Source organism: Bradyrhizobium sp. STM 3809 (assembly GCF_000239795.1).
Taxonomy (GTDB): Bacteria; Pseudomonadota; Alphaproteobacteria; order Rhizobiales; family Xanthobacteraceae; genus Bradyrhizobium.
In genome coordinates this window covers 1-15,703 of the sequence record NZ_CAFJ01000076.1, presented here as the reverse complement: position 1 = coordinate 15,703, position 15,703 = coordinate 1, and the positions used below count along the sequence as shown (strand labels likewise).

The window sequence follows — 15,703 nt, the reverse complement described above, 5'->3', positions numbered from 1 at the left end:
AAACGATCCCAGGCCGTCGGGTTGGTCGCGGGCGAGCGGAACGGTACCGAGGCCTCGACGCGGTAGATCTCGGGCATCAGCGCCGCGCACAGGCTCGTGGTAATTTCGTCCTGCATCGCGAAGAGATCGCCGAGGTCTCGATCGTAGCGGCCGGTCCACAATTGAGCGCCGCTTTCCGGGACGATCAACTCCGCCGTCACCCTGATCTTGTCATGCGAGCGCCGGACCGTCCCCTGAATGAGATAGGTCGCATCGATCTCGCGTGCGATCAGGCGCAGATTGAGGTTGCGGTCCCGGAAGCGGAAGGTCGAGGTCCGGCTCAACACGCGGAAGAACGATTGCAGCGACAGCGCGTGGATCAGGTCGTCGGCAAGCCCGTCGGCGAGATATTCGTCGGGGCCGTCCGACAGGTTGGCGAACGGCAGCACGCCGACGATCGCCGTGCGGTATTGGGCGGGAAGGCTCGTTGCGTTTCTTGGGGATCCGAACCCGCTATCGCTGTCGGGTTCCCAGGTCCAGGCCTGGATAGGCTCCTGAAATTCCCTGAATTGGAAGCTTCCGGCGAGGCTCAAGTTGACCGGCAGCTGGGGGCGGGCCTCCTCGTAGGCCCGGCCCGAGACGGCGACACCGCCAGGCGGTGCGATGGATTCGAGGTTGACGGCGACGTTGATGCCGTCTCCGTACGCCTCGCCATCGTCGATCGTGACTTCGCCCCTGTGAATGCCCAGGCGAAAGCGCATGTTGCGGTCAGCCGGCAGATGCGCGTTGCGTTCCGCCATCAGGCCTTGCATCTCGATCCCGAACTGGACCGCGCTGGCGGAGTTTGCGAATTCCAGCAGGAAGCCGTCGCCGGTGTGCTTGAGGATGCGGCCGGCATGATTGAGGATGATCGGATGGATGGCGCCGCGGTGCGCCTTGAAGGCGGCGTGCGTCCCGGCCTCGTCGATTCCCATCATGCGCGAATAGCCGGCAACGTCGGCGCAAAGGATGGCGGCGAGGCGTCTTTCCATCACGTCGTGCTCCCGCCTCGCGCATACCATGGCCCGGGCGGCCGAATCCATTGCTTTTCCCGAGCCGCACGCGCGACCTTCGAACGAGGGTGTTCTGCAGTCCCGACCCGCAGCGGCTCACGATGGCTGAAAGTTTAGATCGATAGTGTTAGGAAACGTTCAATCATGCTTGGAATTCACGATCTGCCGCTGTTTCTGGTCTCCGGATTGCTGCTCAACATCATGCCGGGTCCCGATACGGCCTACATTGTCGGCCGCAGTGCGCAGATGGGCTGGCCAGGCGGCGCGGCGGCGGCCCTGGGCATCAGTGCGGGCTGCCTGGTCCACGCATGCGCGAGTGCGATCGGACTCTCGGCGCTGCTGACCGCCTCGGCGACGGCGTTCGCGGTCGTGAAATGGGTGGGCGCTGCCTATCTGGTCTATCTCGGCGTTACGCAGATCCTGACGCGCAGGCTGGATACGTCAAACGACAGCCCGGCCGTTGCGCCGGATGTGCGGTTGCGCAAGGTGTTCTGGCAGGGCGCGCTCACCAACATCCTAAATCCGAAAGTGGCGATGTTCTTCCTGGCCTTCCTGCCGCAATTCGTCGCAGCTGACGCTTCGCATCAGGCGCTGGCTTTTCTGCTGCTCGGCATCATTTTTGTCTTCAACGGCACGATCTGGTGCCTCGGCGTCGCCGTCGCGGCCGCCCACGCTGCGCGTGGCGTACGGCGCTCTGCCGCGACGATGCTCTGGATGAATCGCGCAATCGGCGGGCTGCTGATCTATCTCGGCGTTCGGATCGCGATGCTGGAGACGCGCTGATCACCAGACCAGTTCGACGATCGCGCTGCCCGCGAGATAGAGCCCCAGGAGGATCATCGCGATCAGGAACACGCGGCGGAAGGCCTCGGCGGGCAATCTCGACCGGGCCGCCTGGCCTGCGAACATGCCGACACAGGCGCAAGCCATCGCGATCGCGCCGGGCAGGGCGGTGGCTGTGCTGAGCAGTCCGGAGCTCGTCAGGTTGACGGCCAGGGTGATGGTGGCGACCGTGAAGAACACGCCCAGCGCCTGCACCAGTTCGTCCTTCTCCAGCCCGATCGCCTGCATGTAGGGCACGGATGGGACGACTTGCACGCCGGTCGCGGCCGAGATCAGCCCGGTGATCAGGCCGACGATGCCGCCGACCCACTTTTCGTGGCGCGGCGCGACCTTGAAGGCGAAGCGGGTGAGGCCGAGCACCGCATAGACCATCAGCAGCACGCCGAGGGCGATGTTGCCATAGCGCGTGGACGTATGACTGAGCGCGCTCGCGTTGAGGCAGATCCCGATGGCGGTGCCCGCCATCAGCGGCCACAGCCGTTTCGCGATATCGCGCAGATAAGGCCCGGCGAATGTCTGCCAGATGTTGGTGATCACGGCCGGCACGATCACGATGGCAAGCGCCCGGCCGGGCGGCATGGCGACGGCGAGCAGCCCGACCGAGATGGTCGGCAGGCCGAGGCCCAGCGCGCCCTTGACGAAGCCCGCCAGGGTGAGGGCACACGCGATGAAGAGGAGGATGGGTGTGGCGTCGGTCATGGCAGCAACATTGACCTGAGAGCAGCCCCGTCACAATGTGGAGGTTACGGAGCCAGCCTTCGGCGAGGACAGAGGCATAATGACATGCGGTTTGACCTCGTCGATCTCAGGCTGTTCATCGCCGTGGCGGAGGCCCGCAGCATCACCGGCGGCGCCGACCGGGCGCATCTGGCGCTGGCGTCGGCAAGCGCCCGCATCAAAGGCCTGGAGGATGCGTTCGGCGTGGCGCTGTTCAAGCGCGGCCGTCGCGGCGTCGATCTGACAGCGGCAGGCGAAAGCCTGCTCGATCACGCCCGCATCATCCTGGCCCATGTCGAGATCATGCAGGGCGACCTGTCGGGCTTCGCGTCGGGGCAGCGGGCGAATGTGCAGCTGCTTGCGAATACGGTCGGCCTGGCCGAGCATCTGCCGAAGGCGCTGGCTGCGTTCCTGCGCGCGCATCCCGAGATCAATGTCGACGTGGAGGAGCGCGAGAGCACCGAGATCGCCGAGGCGGTGGCTTCCGGCCGCGCCGATCTCGGCTTTGCCGCCGAGCACGCGCTGCCTGAAACCATCGAGCGGTTTGCGTTCGGCGAGGACCGGCTGGTGCTGGTGGCCGGAAAACGGAGCGCGTTCGCCGGGCGCAAGCAGATCGATTTCAGCGAGACCGCGGGGCAGGACTTCATCGGTCTCACCCAGGGCACCGCGCTCAACGTCCATATCGGCCGTCACGCAGCGCGGCTCGGGATCCGCCAGCATGTCCGGGCGCGGCTGCGCGATTTCGACGCCATCTGCCAGATGGTCGCGGCGGGCATCGGCATCGCCGTGGTGCCGGAAGCGGCGGCGCGGCGCTGCGCAAAGGCGATGCAGATCAGCCTCGTCCCGTTGCGCGACGCCTGGGCCGACCGCCGCCTCGTGATCTGCGCCCGCAGCTTCAAGGCGCTGCCGCGCCCGGCCAAGCTGCTGGTCGAGCACCTGCGCGGCGCGGCCGCGCGTGTCGGCTGATCTAGGCGGCGCGGACCGTATCGAGGAAATGGCCGACTTCCAGCTTCAGGCGGTTGCTCTCCTCCGACAGCGACTGCGCCGCCGACAGCACCTGGGCCGAGGCCGAGCCGGTTTCGGCGGTGCCCTGCTGAACCTCGACGATGTTGTCGGAAACGCGCTGCGTGCCCTGCGCCGTGTGCTGCACGTTGCGCGAGATTTCCTGGGTGGCGGCGCCCTGCTGCTCGATCGCCGCCGCGATGGTCGCCGAGATATGAGACAGCCGCTCGATCGTCCCCGAGACTTCCCTGATGACGTCGACGGACTCGGCCGTCGCGGACTGGATGCTGGCGATCTGCTGGCCGATCTCGCCGGTCGCTTTCGCGGTCTGCTCGGCCAGCGCCTTCACCTCAGACGCGACGACGGCGAAGCCTCGGCCGGCGTCGCCGGCGCGCGCGGCCTCGATGGTCGCGTTCAGCGCCAGCAGATTGGTCTGACCGGCGATCGTGTTGATCAACTCGACCACGTCACCGATCCGCGTCGCCGCCTTGGACAGCTCGCTGACGCGCTCGTTGGTGCGGCGCGCCTGGCCGACCGCCTCGCCAGCGATCCGAGCCGATTCCTGCACCTGGCGGCTGATCTCGCCGACCGACGCGGAGAGCTGCTCGGTCGCCGAGGCCACCGACTGTACGCCGGCGGCGGCTTCCTCGGAGGCCGAGGCGACGGCGGTGGCGAGCGACTGGCCATGCTGGGCATTCCGCGTCAAAGTCGTCGCCGATGCTTCGAGCTCGGTGGAGGCCGATGACACGGTCTCGATGATCCGGCCGACCGCCGTCTCGAAATTGTTCGCCAGCGCCGCCATGTCCGCCTTGCGCTGCTCGGCCTGACGCTTCTCGATCTCGGCCTGCTCGGCGCGCAGCCGCTCGGCCTCGATCATGTTGGTCTTGAACACCTCGACAGCGCCGGCCATCTCGCCGATCTCGTCGCGCCGGCCGATGCCGGGGATCTGGATCGAGGCGTCGCCGCCGGCGAGGCGCGTCATGGCCTGCACCATGTGGCGTATCGCGTTGGAAATGCCGTGGCCGATCAGGAAAGACACGCAGCTGACCAGGACGAGCGAGATGCCGAGCGTCCAGAGCATGCCGCGCTTCACGGCGCCCTCGGCCTCGACATTCGCAGCCTGCGCGGCGGCATATTGCTGGGCGACCGCCTTCCCGATCTCGGCGATCAAGGGTTCGATCCCGGCAAACGCCTTCGACATCGCGGCGCTGTGGCGCGCCGCCTCCTGGAAGCCCTCGGACCAGGCGAGGAAGTCCTTCTGGTACTTGTCGAGCTTCTGGCCGATGTCCGACTTCAAGTCCGGCGAGAGGTCGGTCGCGGCGAGCGCCTTGGAGAAGTCACCGACGGCGCTCTTCAGCTGAGCGACGTATTTGGCGTCGCCACGCAGCATGAAATCCTTCTCGTGCCGCCGCAGCATCAGCATGCCGCTCATCAGCCTGGGATCGTTGATCTCCTTGAGCTTGGCCTCGATGTCATGCACGGCGTTGCGCAGCGAGCCGGAGAGCCCGAGCGTCTCGTTCAATCCGAGCCGCACCTCGGCGCGCTCGACCTCGGCAAACTCCTGCCGGTAGGCAACGAACCCCTTGCTGACGGCGTCGACCTTGTCAACCATCGGTCGGTCGCCGGTGGAGAGGCTCTTCCGGCCCAGCTCGTCGAGATCACGCTGGATTGCCGCGCTCAATTCGGCATGGCGCGCGGCGTATTTCTGGTCGTGGCGGAGCAGGAAATCCTTTTCGGCCCGCCGCGCCTCGAGCAGGTCGGTCGCGAGCTTCTGGTTGGCGTCATCGATGTCACGCGCTTGAGCGGCGATGGCGCGGGAGGCGTCCTGGGTCTTGCTCCCCGCCCAATAGATCGCACCGAAGGTCATCAGTGCAAGGATGCCCATCAGGGCGATGGCCATGATCTTGTGTGTCAGGCGGAACGAGAGACCCATCATTGCAAGCATTCCCAGTTCAGCAAAATTCGAAGTGCATTTTAGTTGCATCTGCTGAAAAGCTAGGCAATGCCCCTCAATGAGGGGTTAATAGAGCACGGTAAAGTGCTTAGTACGTAGTTCTACGGTCAGTGCGGATGATTAGCCCGCGAGCCGCTTGATCGCCGCCTCATGCACGCGCTTGTCGCCGGCGGCGATGATCCGGCCGCCGTTCTGCGCCGGGCCGCCGTCCCAGTTGGTCACGATGCCGCCGGCGCCGTTGATGATCGGGATCAGCGCCGCGATGTCGTAGGGCTTGAGCTCGGTCTCGATGACGAGATCGAGATGACCCGCCGCCAGCATGCAGTAGGAGTAGCAGTCGCCGCCATAGCGCGACAGCCGCGTCTCGGCCTCGACCTTGGCGAAGATCGCGCGATCGCTCTCGTTCATCAGCAGCGGGCTCGTCGTGTAGCACACCGCGTCCTCGAGCCGCTCGCAGCGCCGTACCGACAGCCGGCGCTCGCCGGCGGCGTTCTTGTAGTTGGCCGAGCCGTTGTCGCCGGCGAAGCGCTCGGCGATGAAGGGCTGGTGCATCATGCCGAACACCGGCGTGCCCTTGTGCAGGAGCGCGATCAGCGTGCCCCAGGTCGGAAAGCCCGCGATGAACGATTTGGTGCCGTCGATCGGATCGAGCACCCAGACATAGTCCGCATCCTCGCGCTCGTTGCCGAATTCCTCGCCGACGATGCCATGCTGGGGAAAGTTGGCCTTGATCAGCCGGCGCATCACCGCCTCGGCGGCGCGGTCGGCCTCGGTGACGGGGTCGAAATCGTGCCGGTTGCTCTTGTTGTCGACCAGCAGCGACGTCCGGAAGAACGGGAGGATGGTTTCGCCCGAGGCGGTCGCCAGGCGACCGATGAAGGCAGAGAAGTCGATGACCGTCACAACACGTCCTTCGGTGAGGGAATCGGATGGCGCGCGAACCGGCTCATGCCTAGCTCAAAGCGCTGTGGTGCGCATCCGGAGATGGAACGGCGACGTGACATCTTGGCTATCGTTCGGTGACCACCGGTGTTCGCATCGCGCGCGTTTTGCCTGGCCAGCGCTCAAGCGAAACCGAAAACGAAATGCACCAGGCTGCCTTCCACTGATCAGACTTTTTAATGAAGCCATTGACAAATCTAATGAAAATATGACGCGGGTCGCGTGGCATGCAAACCGGGCCTGTGTTTTTTGCATGGAGATTGGCAGAAAAGCCCTTGCGTTTTGTGCAGCGCATCTGCATATTGTTGCGGTGCGGTAGCGCTTCGCGTTATCGCTGCCCTCCTTGGGCGTTTCCTCCCTAGACTTGGGCCGCTTGTCATTCAAGCGGCCCTTTTTTTTGCGCCGCGTGTGCCGCGGCGATCCGCCGGCGCATCGCGCCGCGCGACGCGTCTATTCCGCGGCGGCCTGGAACGGCCCGAGATCGCCGAGCGGCACCGTGGCCAGCACCTCGGCGAGCACCGCGAGATCGGAGGCCACCTGGGCGAAGCGCGGGCCGCGCTCGCGCTTGCGCTCGTCCATGTAGATCGCGCGATTGAGCTCGATCTGGATCGCGTGCAGGCCCGAGGCCGGATTGCCGTAATGCTCGGTGATGAAGCCGCCGGCATAGGGCTTGTTGCGGCCGATCGAATAGCCGAGCCGTCCGAGCACGTCCTCGAACAGATCGGGCAGCAGCGACGCGCAGCTCGTGCCGTAGCGGTCGCCGATCACCATGTCCGGCCGCCGCGGCTCGTCGCGGGAAACGCCGACCGACGGCATCGAATGGCAGTCGACCAGCACGACGGTGCCGAACTGCTGGTGCACCCGGTTGATCAGCCGGCGCAGCGCGCGGTGATAGGGCTTGTAGAGCGTCTCGATCCGGTGCAGCGCCTCGTCGACGCTGAGGCGGTCACGATAGATCTCCTGGCCGTCGCCGACGACGCGCGGGATGGTGCCGAGGCCGCCCGCGACCCGCATCGAGCGCGTGTTGGCAAAGCTCGGCAGCCGGCCGGTGAACATCCGTGGATCGAGCTCGTAGGGCTCGCGATTGACGTCGACATAGCAGCGCGGGAAATGCACCCGCACCACCGGGAAGCCGCGCGCCAGCAGGCCCGCGATCAATTCGTCCATGAACGAATCTTCCGAGCGCCGCAGCGACGGCAGGTCGATTCGCGACGCCTGCAGGAACTCGTCAGGGTAGACCGAGCCGGAATGTGGCGAGTTGAAGATGATGGGCGCGCGCCATGCGGCTGGTTCCAAGATCTCGAACGGCGGCAATTCGCCTTCAAAGTCCGTCATCTCTGGGCGCCGTCCCCTTGGTCACGTGCTTCAATGTCACGTGGGTCGATGTCGTGGTTGGTCAATAGCAGGTCGTTTGCCGTCACGTCCGTCGATGGCACGTCCGTCGATGTCACGTCCGTCGATGTCAGCTCGTCCATCTCACGTCGGTCGGGTCCGTCGATGTGCCGGTATCCTCCGGCCGTGGAGCGAAGGACAACGCAGGCACGGTTCGCTCGCCACCCGGCATCTTCGATAATCCGGGCCGTTCTGCCAAGCGAAAAGCAATGAAAAAGATCATGTCCGGCTTGGAACAACTCTGAGCATGCCTGCAGCTTTTGGGCGAATGGCGCACATTCGGCCCTCAAATTGCCTTGCCGATGTCGGATCAAAGCTTGCAATCTTTCACCCGAAATTTACCGCCTGTCAGGCTTAGTGGCGGCAACGCTCCGCCTCTCACCCGGACCAGACTGCTCCCCACCATGCACAAGATCCTGCTCGCCGAAGACGACAACGACATGCGCCGCTTCCTGGTCAAGGCATTGGAAAATGCCGGGTTCCAGGTCTCGCCCCACGACAACGGCATGTCGGCCTATCAGCGGCTGCGCGAGGAGCCGTTCGAAATGCTGCTCACCGACATCGTGATGCCGGAGATGGACGGAATCGAGCTGGCGCGTCGCGCCTCCGAGCTCGATCCGGACATCAAGATCATGTTCATCACCGGCTTTGCGGCGGTCGCCCTGAACTCCGATTCGGAGGCCCCCAAGAACGCCAAGGTGCTGTCCAAGCCGGTGCACCTGCGTGAGCTCGTGAGCGAAGTCAACAAGATGCTGGCGGCCTGAGGCGCCAGGCGCTGGTACGTCGGCGCCCGGGGCTCCGCAGCCCGGCGCCTGGAACCGGTCGCTCCGGGGCCCGCGGATTATTCCCAGTTTCGGCATTTTGCGTCCTTGCCTGCCTGCGTGGGAGCCGATATAGGGACGCCCACCCGAACGGACTCGACGGATTAGGGCACGTAGCTCAGCGGGAGAGCACTACCTTGACATGGTAGGGGTCACAGGTTCGATCCCTGTCGTGCCCACCATCGGCCGAAACGGCCGATGACCCAGCCTGGTCCCATCTCTCAATCATTGAAGATCCTCCGTTGTGAACGCGCGGCGCTTCGTGTGGCGCCGGAGGCTCGCACGGCGACGGCCATGCCAAACGCACGCGCAGCGCCTGCTGCCGCCCGGGCGCCGTGACCTGGGCAGGCCCGCGCTTGAACCGGCGATCCATGCCTGACCGCTTCGGTCATTCTCACCTTCTCCGTCATTGCGAGGAGCACTTGCGACGAAGCAATCCAGAGTCGCGTGCGTGCTCCTGGCTTGCTTCCGCGGTCGCCCTTCGGGCTTTGGCGGACAGGTCGCTTCGCTCGCAAAGACGGCGGCCAGAGTGTGACGACAGGGTCGGAGCATGGCTTCGCTGCCTCGCAGCGCGCTCTCGCGCCCGAGCTTTGTGGATCGATGTCCCCCTCCTTGGAAGAGGGCACGGGGAATGCCGGGCGCTGGCCGCACCCATGGCCCGCCTGCAGAAAAAATGCAGGCGGCAGTCACCACAGGTTCAGCCGAGAACACCCGGCATTCCCCGCGCGATGGTTTTCACGGCTGCTTCGCGCTCTCCCCGGTGCGCCGGGCTTTCTGGCCACCGTTGCCCGCGCGGCGTGTGAGCGCCGGCGCAGGCGTGACATCAGCATCGGGATGCCAGGACCACGCGACTTGACCGTGCGCATGTCCGTCGTTCGTCTGCGTGGCAAACCACGCTGCGACAGCCACACGCCCACCGCATCCCGCCTCGACGTTCGTGAAGCGCCCCTCGTGTGAGACGGGACGGCAGCACTAGAGCATGATTTCTGGAAAAAAGAAAGAGAAATGTCGTCGCGGTGCCGGCCTGGTCCTTGGCTGGCCTGACCCGCGAACGTACATCGTCCAGGGCGGCTGATCCGGGCTTGTGTCGTCGTGATCGGGCCGCTGCTTCTGACCCCAAAGAGACGGGGGATGTCGAGGAACCGCCCGCCCGAGCATCCGCCTTTCGTGAAGGCTCGCGACGCGGCGGAACATTGCGGACCGGCATCGGTTCGCCCAAGTTCCACACGCATGTCGCCGACAGACGTTACTCTTACGAAGGTACTCTAACGAAGGTCCGCTGATGTCACCGCCCGATCCCGCCAGGAGTGCTCACGATGGCCGCCAACGCAGGCTGCTGATCGTGCTGGTTCTGGGATTTGTTGCCTTTGGCGCCGCTGCGGCTGGCCTGTTCTACGTCTTGCAGCCCGACACGCTCCGGATCGCCGTGGGACCGGCAGGAAGCGACGATCAGCGGGTGGTTCAAGCGATGGCCGACGCCTTCGCTGACGAAAGCAGGACCGTCAGGCTCGCTCCGATCACGACCGGGGGAGCCGCTGAATCGCTTGCTTTGCTGGCCGCCGACAAGACCGACCTCGCCATCGGCCGCGGCGACCTCGGCATGCCGTCCGACGCGCAAACGCTCGCCGTCCTGCGCAAGAACTATGTGGTGCTGTGGTCGTCCTCGGGACGTCGGGGCGACGAGCCCAGGAAGAAGGCCAACGGCAAGATCGCCGAGATCGCCCAGTTGGCTGGCCACAAGGTCGGCATCGTCGGCAGGACCGGCGCAAACGTCGCCGTCCTCCGGACCATTCTGGAAGGCTCCGGCGTGCCGCCGGACAAGGTCGCCACGGCGCAATTCGGGACGGACGAGATCGAAAAGCTCGCGCAGGACTCCACGCTCGACGCGTATCTCGCCATCGGCCCGCTCGACAGCAAGATCACAGCCGATGCCATCGCCGCGACGGCCCGGGCGCGCGGCGCTCCCACCTTCCTTCCCATCGATGCATCCGAAGCCATTGCACTGAAGCACCCGCGCTACGAGGCGGAGGAAATTCCGGGCAGCGTCTTCAGCGCCAAGCCGGCCTGGCCGGAGGACAAGGTCGACACGATCAGCGTGAACCACCTGATCCTGGCCAAGAAGGAATTGTCCGAAACCAGGGCGGCGGCCTTCTTCCGGCAACTGTTCGCGGTGCGCGACACGATCACGCAAGGCCTTGCCGGCGCGGCCCACATCGCGAAGCCCGACACGGAGAAGGAGACCGAACCGTCCGTGCATCGCGGTGCCGCGGCGGTGATCAACGGCACGGAGCGAACCTTCCTGGACAAATACAGCGACTACTTCTGGTTTGCCCTGCTCGTTCTCTCCGGCATCGGTTCGGCCGCCGAATGGCTGCGCCGCTATCTGAACCGGGACGAGCCGGACGACGACACCAGCCGCCGCAGCCGCGTTCTCGCCGCGCTGTCGGAGGTTCGCAAGGCCCCATCTGAACAGGATCTCTCGCAATGGCAGCGGGAGGTCGACGCGATCATCGTCGAGACTCTCAAGGACTATGACGATGGCGCCATCGACCAGGACGACCTGGCCGCGTTCGGCCTGGTCCTCGAATTGTTCAACCACGCCGTTGCCGAAAGGCGCGAGGCGCTGCAGAGCGGCGCTGCCGATCAGCCGCTGACGGTGGGTCCAACCCTCGCCTCCCGGCGGTAGGGATGCGACCGCATGAACCGCATCGGCGCGCTGACCTGCAAACTGCGTTGAGATTGTCGGCCTTCGAGCGGCGATCGGGCGTGACGTGCCGAGCGGCTTGGGGCATCTTTCGACCCGATGCGGACGTCGGCGCCAACACAAATAGCCGTGTTTCCACAGTTGGCCCTGCAGCGATCGCGGCCTATTGTTGGTATCTAAGCATCACGAGCAGAAACCGGACGACTGGGCACGATTGGAAGCAGGCGCATGCGCACATCGATCGGGATAACAATCCTCACAGGTGCGATGCTCGCAGGTTCCATCGCTACCAGCGCTGAAGAGCGCACTGAAGATCAGTGCGCCGCGCTTCATCCCCAGGCCACCTCTCCCGTTGAGATGGCAACCTGCACCTCTGATCTCGATGGGTCAAAGAAGCTGCTCAACCGTGCTTACGGGGGACTCGCCAAGCTATTGCAGGGCGACCGGCTCTCGGCGTTGGAGAAAGCACAGCATCTGTGGGTCGAGTATCGGACGGCCGAATGCCAATTGGAAACCGGAGGTATGCCAGGCAGCACTGGCTACGATTCTGGCGTGATTTCGTGCACGGCCAACATGAATAGGCGCAGGGCTGGCGAACTTCAGAAAATGGCCGAATCTTTCAAGTGAAATGCCTGTGAGTTGCTTGTGACGCGGTACAAATGCCGTTGTCGATATCAAGACAGATCACCGCGCCACCTTTCACGTCCGATCTCGCTGATGCAAATTGAAGCGCGAAACAACTTAGCTGGGGACGGCCGAATGCTAACAGTCGTTGATGCAGATCTGTTGGTGCGAAAGTATTTGGGTGATACGCCAAGGGCCGATCACTCGCGGTTCGTAGCCCACGTCCTGAGGATGCTTGCGCCAAGCTTCTCCGCCTCTCCTGATCTTTGGGAGGTCGTTGGCCTGTGCCATGACCTCGACTATTTCCATACATCCGACAATTGGAGCCAGCACGGTCTGGTAACGGTCCGCTGGCTTGGCGACAACATCCCCGCGGAAGCTCAAGATGCTATCTCTGCGCACGATCACCGCACGGGAATTCAAGCGGATACGATACTCGCCGACATGCTGAAGGCGGCGGATGCGATTGCAATCATTGACGAGAGACTGGGGCGCACCATGCTCTGTGACACGGATCGCGAACAGCCTTACGCGACGCTGCGCAGTCGGCTCGTTGATCGCTCTTATCTGAGCGATATTTTGGAGCTTTACTCAGAAAAACACGGCATCTCCTTTGACCGCATGGTCGAGATCATTGCCTTTGCCCCAGAGCAATAGGAGTCGTCCCGGAACCGGATTGGCAGGAGATCCTGCCTGCGCATACCTATTACGGATCTTCCGCCAACTACCCTCAGCGTCCGCCGTCCCGGTGCAATCGGATATCGGCGACTATGGACGGCCAAGGCGGCTTTGACCCGGAGCAGACTTTTTCGCGCAGCCCCCCGATCGCCGGCTTTTGACCCCAGCCGCACTCGGACTATTTTTTCGGAGCCGCGAACCGTTTCTCATGTTCCAGGCCTCTATGTCTCCAGGAGCGTCAGAAACGACGCTGCAATGGCAGGAGGCTATTATGCTGTACAAGAAGAACGTGGCAGGCTGGGAAAGTTGGGTCCGGCTCTTGGCCGGCGCGATGATGATTGCTTGTGGACTACTCGGTCTCAAAGGGTTGGCTGTCGGATACCTGATCGCCGGTGTCGGGGTCATGACCGCGCTGACAGGCGTTTTCGGATACTGTCCTGCATGCGCGGTCGCAGGTCGAAAGCTGCGCGCCGAACCATGAGCAGCCCGTTCTCGTTGCCGAGCACGACGGAAGCGGCGATAGGCGGGGACGCTGACGCCATCCTGACGCTGCTCAAAATGTCGCAGCCCGACATACGCCGGTACGCGCGACGGACCTGTCGCACGACGAGCGATGTGGAGGACGCGGTTCAGGAAACGTTATGGATCGTGTACCGGCGTATTGGTCGTCTCCAACGTGCCGGAGCTTTTTCCATCTGGCTCTTTCAGATCGTCCATCGAACCTGCCTGCGATTGGCAAAGCAGCATATTGGCCTTCCCGATGACGTCTCTTCCTTGGAAAATGACCTGCAGCTCGCGAAGAGGCCAGAATCAGAACTTCGCATCGATATCGCTGCCGCGATCCAGTCGCTGCCGAGCCACTACCGCCAGGTGCTCATTTTGCGGGATGTGGACGAATTGACGATCAGCGAAATAGCGCAATCCTTGGGGCTGACCCGAGAAACTGTGAAGGCGCGACTGCATCGCGGTCGAGCGCTCGTGCGTGAATATATGATGCGCTGAGGAGTCAAAATGTTTGTCAGCGGTTCACTCGCCGAGCATCTCATCCGGGGTCTTGTCGGAATTGCGGCTCTCTCGACGGCAGTTTGGATCGGGACGGACGCAGGCTGGCCCGCAGTGCTAGGTTCGGTTGCTCTGGGGGGCGTGTCGTTGATCGCCTTTCGAGGCTGCCCGGTCTGCTGGTCGATCGGCCTGGTTTCCATGGCACGCCGGTCGTCGCGCTCGCCGTAATCGGGTTCACGTTTGGCTTTGGCCTATCTCGAAGATTCAAGTCGGAGCCGGCTATATCCGCTATCGAGGTTCAACCGGAAGCATGCCGTCATACTCCTAGACGGCCGCTTTCGACCCAGAGCGGACTCAAGGTCGGCACGCACATGGTACACCTCCCTCTTGACCAAGATAGGGTACCCCCCTATCTTATCGCTATGGCGCATACGATCAAGAACAAGTCGAAGCTCCTCGGCCGAGTGAAACGGATCAAGGGTCAATTGGAGGCCGTGGAGCGCGCGTTGGAGGCTGAACTCGGATGTACCGACGTATTGATGCTCGTCGCCTCGGTCCGCGGGGCCGTCACTGGGCTGACCACTGAACTGCTCGAAGACCACATCCGGCATCACGTCGTTGACCCCGCCACCGAGAAGGATCCGTACAAGGCCAAAGGCGCCGCGGACCTGATCGACGTGGTGCGAACCTACTTGAAGTGAACACATGACCAACTTGGCTTCCCTGCTCGAACAGAGCAGCGCACATGCATGGCTCTTCATCCCCAGCGCCATCCTGCTTGGCGCGCTGCACGGGCTCGAACCCGGCCATTCGAAGACAATGATGGCCGCCTTCATCGTTGCAATCCGCGGGACGGTCTTCCAAGCCGTGCTGCTCGGGTTGTCGGCGACGATCTCGCACACCGCCGTCGTCTGGGCCGTAGCACTTCTCGGTCTGTATTTCGGCCATGACCTCTCGGGCGAACGCAGTGAAGCATATCTGCAACTCGCCTCCGCCGTGATCATCATCGGTGTCGCCGCCTGGATGATCTGGCGCACATGGCGCGAGCAGAACGAAGAGCACGATCACGGCCATCATCACCACGACGAGCCGCGGGTGGTCGTGCTTGCGGACCGTACGCTGTCGATCGAGGTTTTCGAGGACGGCGTTCCGCCGCGCTGGCGGATCCAAAGCCAAACCGGAAGCCTGCCGGCCGCCGCCGACGCCCGCGTCACGACGATCCGTCCGGACGGCTCGGAGCACACGTTCGCCTTCGTTCAGCGCGAGGGATATCTGGAGAGCGTCGAAGAGATTTCCGAGCCGCACGCCTTCAAGGCCCGCGTTGAGCTCATCGGCGACAGCACCGAAGTTCTGTTCGAGGAGCACGACCACGACCACATGAATCTTGGCGAGGAAGACGACGCGCATGCGCGCGCCCACGCCGCGGACATTCGCAAGCGCTTCGCCGGACGCACCGTGACGACGCCCCAGATCGTTCTGTTCGGTCTGACGGGCGGACTGATCCCGTGCCCAGCGGCGATCACCGTGCTGCTGCTCTGCATCCAATTAAGGCAGTTCAGTCTCGGCTTCGCTTTGGTGATTTGCTTCGGCATCGGCCTCGCGATCACCATGGTCTCGGCCGGCGTCGCTGCCGCCCTCAGCCTTCGCCACATCGAGCGGCGCTGGAGCGGCTTCAGCCGCATCGCACACCGTGCGCCCTACCTCTCCGCTGTGTTGATCGTGCTCGTCGGTCTCTACACTGGCTGGTCGGGGTGGCACGAACTGATGATTTGATTCCGCTTCCGCCCCGTCGCGACGACTGCGCTGGTCGCATGACCGCGCTTTGTCCCGATGGTGTTGATAACCGGAACGGCGCCGCGGTCCCGAAAGCCGCTAGCTAATATTGTTGTGTTGGCCTTCTTCATCAGCGCTGCTGACGCTTGTCGCGCGGCCGGTCCTCTATGCCCGATACGCGATCTCGGCCGATGAGGTCGATCGCGGCGACGTCGTTGCG

General features: G+C 63.9%; 15 protein-coding genes and 1 tRNA gene. 11 read left to right on the top strand and 5 right to left on the bottom strand.

Features of this window, described 5'->3' with window-relative positions; genetic code table 11:
• Nucleotides 1-1,010: adenylate/guanylate cyclase domain-containing protein (locus BRAS3809_RS03695; RefSeq protein ID WP_035655212.1), on the bottom strand; the 1,010-nt coding region annotated here is incomplete at its 3' end.
• Nucleotides 1,011-1,175: 165 nt separating this feature from the next.
• On the opposite strand from BRAS3809_RS03695, the gene BRAS3809_RS03690 reads away from it, so the two are divergent.
• Nucleotides 1,176-1,814, top strand: a complete 639-nt coding sequence (locus tag BRAS3809_RS03690; protein WP_008960765.1) for a LysE family translocator — start codon at nucleotides 1,176-1,178, stop codon at nucleotides 1,812-1,814.
• Here the strand turns inward: BRAS3809_RS03690 and BRAS3809_RS03685 are convergent, their stop codons facing one another.
• Nucleotides 1,815-2,573: a sulfite exporter TauE/SafE family protein gene (locus BRAS3809_RS03685; protein ID WP_008960764.1), complete on the bottom strand. Its 759-nt coding sequence runs from the start codon at nucleotides 2,571-2,573 to the stop codon at nucleotides 1,815-1,817.
• 84 nt (nucleotides 2,574-2,657) lie between these two features.
• Here BRAS3809_RS03685 and BRAS3809_RS03680 point away from each other — a divergent pair, with 84 nt between their 5' ends.
• On the top strand, nucleotides 2,658-3,557 hold the full coding sequence (locus BRAS3809_RS03680) for a LysR family transcriptional regulator (protein WP_008960763.1): 900 nt from the start codon (nucleotides 2,658-2,660) through the stop codon (nucleotides 3,555-3,557).
• 1 nt (nucleotide 3,558) lies between these two features.
• On the opposite strand, the gene BRAS3809_RS03675 is transcribed toward BRAS3809_RS03680, so the two are convergent.
• From BRAS3809_RS03675 to BRAS3809_RS03665, 3 genes are all read right to left on the bottom strand, one after another.
• Nucleotides 3,559-5,529, bottom strand: coding sequence for a methyl-accepting chemotaxis protein (locus BRAS3809_RS03675; RefSeq protein WP_008960762.1), 1,971 nt, complete (start codon nucleotides 5,527-5,529; stop codon nucleotides 3,559-3,561).
• Between the two features lie 138 nt (nucleotides 5,530-5,667).
• Nucleotides 5,668-6,450, bottom strand: a complete 783-nt coding sequence (gene hisN, locus BRAS3809_RS03670) for a histidinol-phosphatase (protein WP_008960761.1) — start codon at nucleotides 6,448-6,450, stop codon at nucleotides 5,668-5,670.
• Nucleotides 6,451-6,939: 489 nt separating this feature from the next.
• Complete coding sequence (locus tag BRAS3809_RS03665) at nucleotides 6,940-7,824, bottom strand: N-formylglutamate amidohydrolase (RefSeq protein ID WP_008960759.1); 885 nt, start codon at nucleotides 7,822-7,824, stop codon at nucleotides 6,940-6,942.
• 461 nt (nucleotides 7,825-8,285) lie between these two features.
• On the opposite strand from BRAS3809_RS03665, the gene cpdR reads away from it, so the two are divergent.
• The 9 genes from cpdR to BRAS3809_RS03620 all read left to right on the top strand — a co-directional run bounded on the left by cpdR (nucleotide 8,286) and on the right by BRAS3809_RS03620 (nucleotide 15,483).
• Nucleotides 8,286-8,645 (top strand): cell cycle two-component system response regulator CpdR, encoded by a 360-nt coding sequence (cpdR, locus tag BRAS3809_RS03660; RefSeq protein WP_006610087.1) that lies wholly within the window; start codon nucleotides 8,286-8,288, stop codon nucleotides 8,643-8,645.
• A gap of 164 nt (nucleotides 8,646-8,809) precedes the next feature.
• A tRNA-Val gene (locus tag BRAS3809_RS03655) sits at nucleotides 8,810-8,884 on the top strand.
• Nucleotides 8,885-9,984: 1,100 nt separating this feature from the next.
• The gene (locus BRAS3809_RS03650) at nucleotides 9,985-11,388 is read left to right on the top strand and encodes an ABC transporter substrate-binding protein (RefSeq protein WP_008960757.1); all 1,404 of its coding nucleotides are present in this window, start codon (nucleotides 9,985-9,987) and stop codon (nucleotides 11,386-11,388) included.
• A gap of 246 nt (nucleotides 11,389-11,634) precedes the next feature.
• Complete coding sequence (locus BRAS3809_RS03645; protein WP_008960756.1) at nucleotides 11,635-12,033, top strand: lysozyme inhibitor LprI family protein; 399 nt, start codon at nucleotides 11,635-11,637, stop codon at nucleotides 12,031-12,033.
• Nucleotides 12,034-12,123: 90 nt separating this feature from the next.
• Nucleotides 12,124-12,687, top strand: coding sequence for an HD domain-containing protein (locus tag BRAS3809_RS34290; RefSeq protein WP_052523342.1), 564 nt, complete (start codon nucleotides 12,124-12,126; stop codon nucleotides 12,685-12,687).
• Nucleotides 12,688-12,979: 292 nt separating this feature from the next.
• Entirely contained in the window at nucleotides 12,980-13,189 is a 210-nt protein-coding gene (locus BRAS3809_RS03635; protein ID WP_008960754.1) for a YgaP family membrane protein, read from the top strand.
• Nucleotides 13,186-13,710, top strand: a complete 525-nt coding sequence (locus BRAS3809_RS03630; protein ID WP_035655211.1) for an RNA polymerase sigma factor — start codon at nucleotides 13,186-13,188, stop codon at nucleotides 13,708-13,710. The genes BRAS3809_RS03635 and BRAS3809_RS03630 overlap by 4 nt, the downstream gene beginning before the upstream one ends.
• A gap of 422 nt (nucleotides 13,711-14,132) precedes the next feature.
• A complete protein-coding gene (locus BRAS3809_RS03625; RefSeq protein WP_008960750.1) occupies nucleotides 14,133-14,411 on the top strand; it encodes a metal/formaldehyde-sensitive transcriptional repressor in 279 nt (92 codons plus the stop codon).
• 4 nt (nucleotides 14,412-14,415) lie between these two features.
• Nucleotides 14,416-15,483, top strand: a complete 1,068-nt coding sequence (locus BRAS3809_RS03620; RefSeq protein WP_008960749.1) for a nickel/cobalt efflux transporter — start codon at nucleotides 14,416-14,418, stop codon at nucleotides 15,481-15,483.
• Nucleotides 15,484-15,703: the final 220 nt, after the last annotated feature.

What these genes read in the sequence shown, in the direction of transcription:
- BRAS3809_RS03690 (WP_008960765.1), top strand. Translation starts at nt 1,176, where the DNA reads ATGCTTGGAATTCACGATCTGCCGCTGTTTCTGGTCTCCGGATTGCTG.
- BRAS3809_RS03685 (WP_008960764.1), bottom strand. Translation starts at nt 2,573, where the DNA reads ATGACCGACGCCACACCCATCCTCCTCTTCATCGCGTGTGCCCTCACC.
- BRAS3809_RS03680 (WP_008960763.1), top strand. Translation starts at nt 2,658, where the DNA reads ATGCGGTTTGACCTCGTCGATCTCAGGCTGTTCATCGCCGTGGCGGAG.
- BRAS3809_RS03675 (WP_008960762.1), bottom strand. Translation starts at nt 5,529, where the DNA reads ATGATGGGTCTCTCGTTCCGCCTGACACACAAGATCATGGCCATCGCC.
- BRAS3809_RS03665 (WP_008960759.1), bottom strand. Translation starts at nt 7,824, where the DNA reads ATGACGGACTTTGAAGGCGAATTGCCGCCGTTCGAGATCTTGGAACCA.
- cpdR (WP_006610087.1), top strand. Translation starts at nt 8,286, where the DNA reads ATGCACAAGATCCTGCTCGCCGAAGACGACAACGACATGCGCCGCTTC.
- BRAS3809_RS03650 (WP_008960757.1), top strand. Translation starts at nt 9,985, where the DNA reads ATGTCACCGCCCGATCCCGCCAGGAGTGCTCACGATGGCCGCCAACGC.
- BRAS3809_RS03645 (WP_008960756.1), top strand. Translation starts at nt 11,635, where the DNA reads ATGCGCACATCGATCGGGATAACAATCCTCACAGGTGCGATGCTCGCA.
- BRAS3809_RS34290 (WP_052523342.1), top strand. Translation starts at nt 12,124, where the DNA reads ATGCAAATTGAAGCGCGAAACAACTTAGCTGGGGACGGCCGAATGCTA.
- BRAS3809_RS03635 (WP_008960754.1), top strand. Translation starts at nt 12,980, where the DNA reads ATGCTGTACAAGAAGAACGTGGCAGGCTGGGAAAGTTGGGTCCGGCTC.
- BRAS3809_RS03630 (WP_035655211.1), top strand. Translation starts at nt 13,186, where the DNA reads ATGAGCAGCCCGTTCTCGTTGCCGAGCACGACGGAAGCGGCGATAGGC.
- BRAS3809_RS03625 (WP_008960750.1), top strand. Translation starts at nt 14,133, where the DNA reads ATGGCGCATACGATCAAGAACAAGTCGAAGCTCCTCGGCCGAGTGAAA.
- BRAS3809_RS03620 (WP_008960749.1), top strand. Translation starts at nt 14,416, where the DNA reads ATGACCAACTTGGCTTCCCTGCTCGAACAGAGCAGCGCACATGCATGG.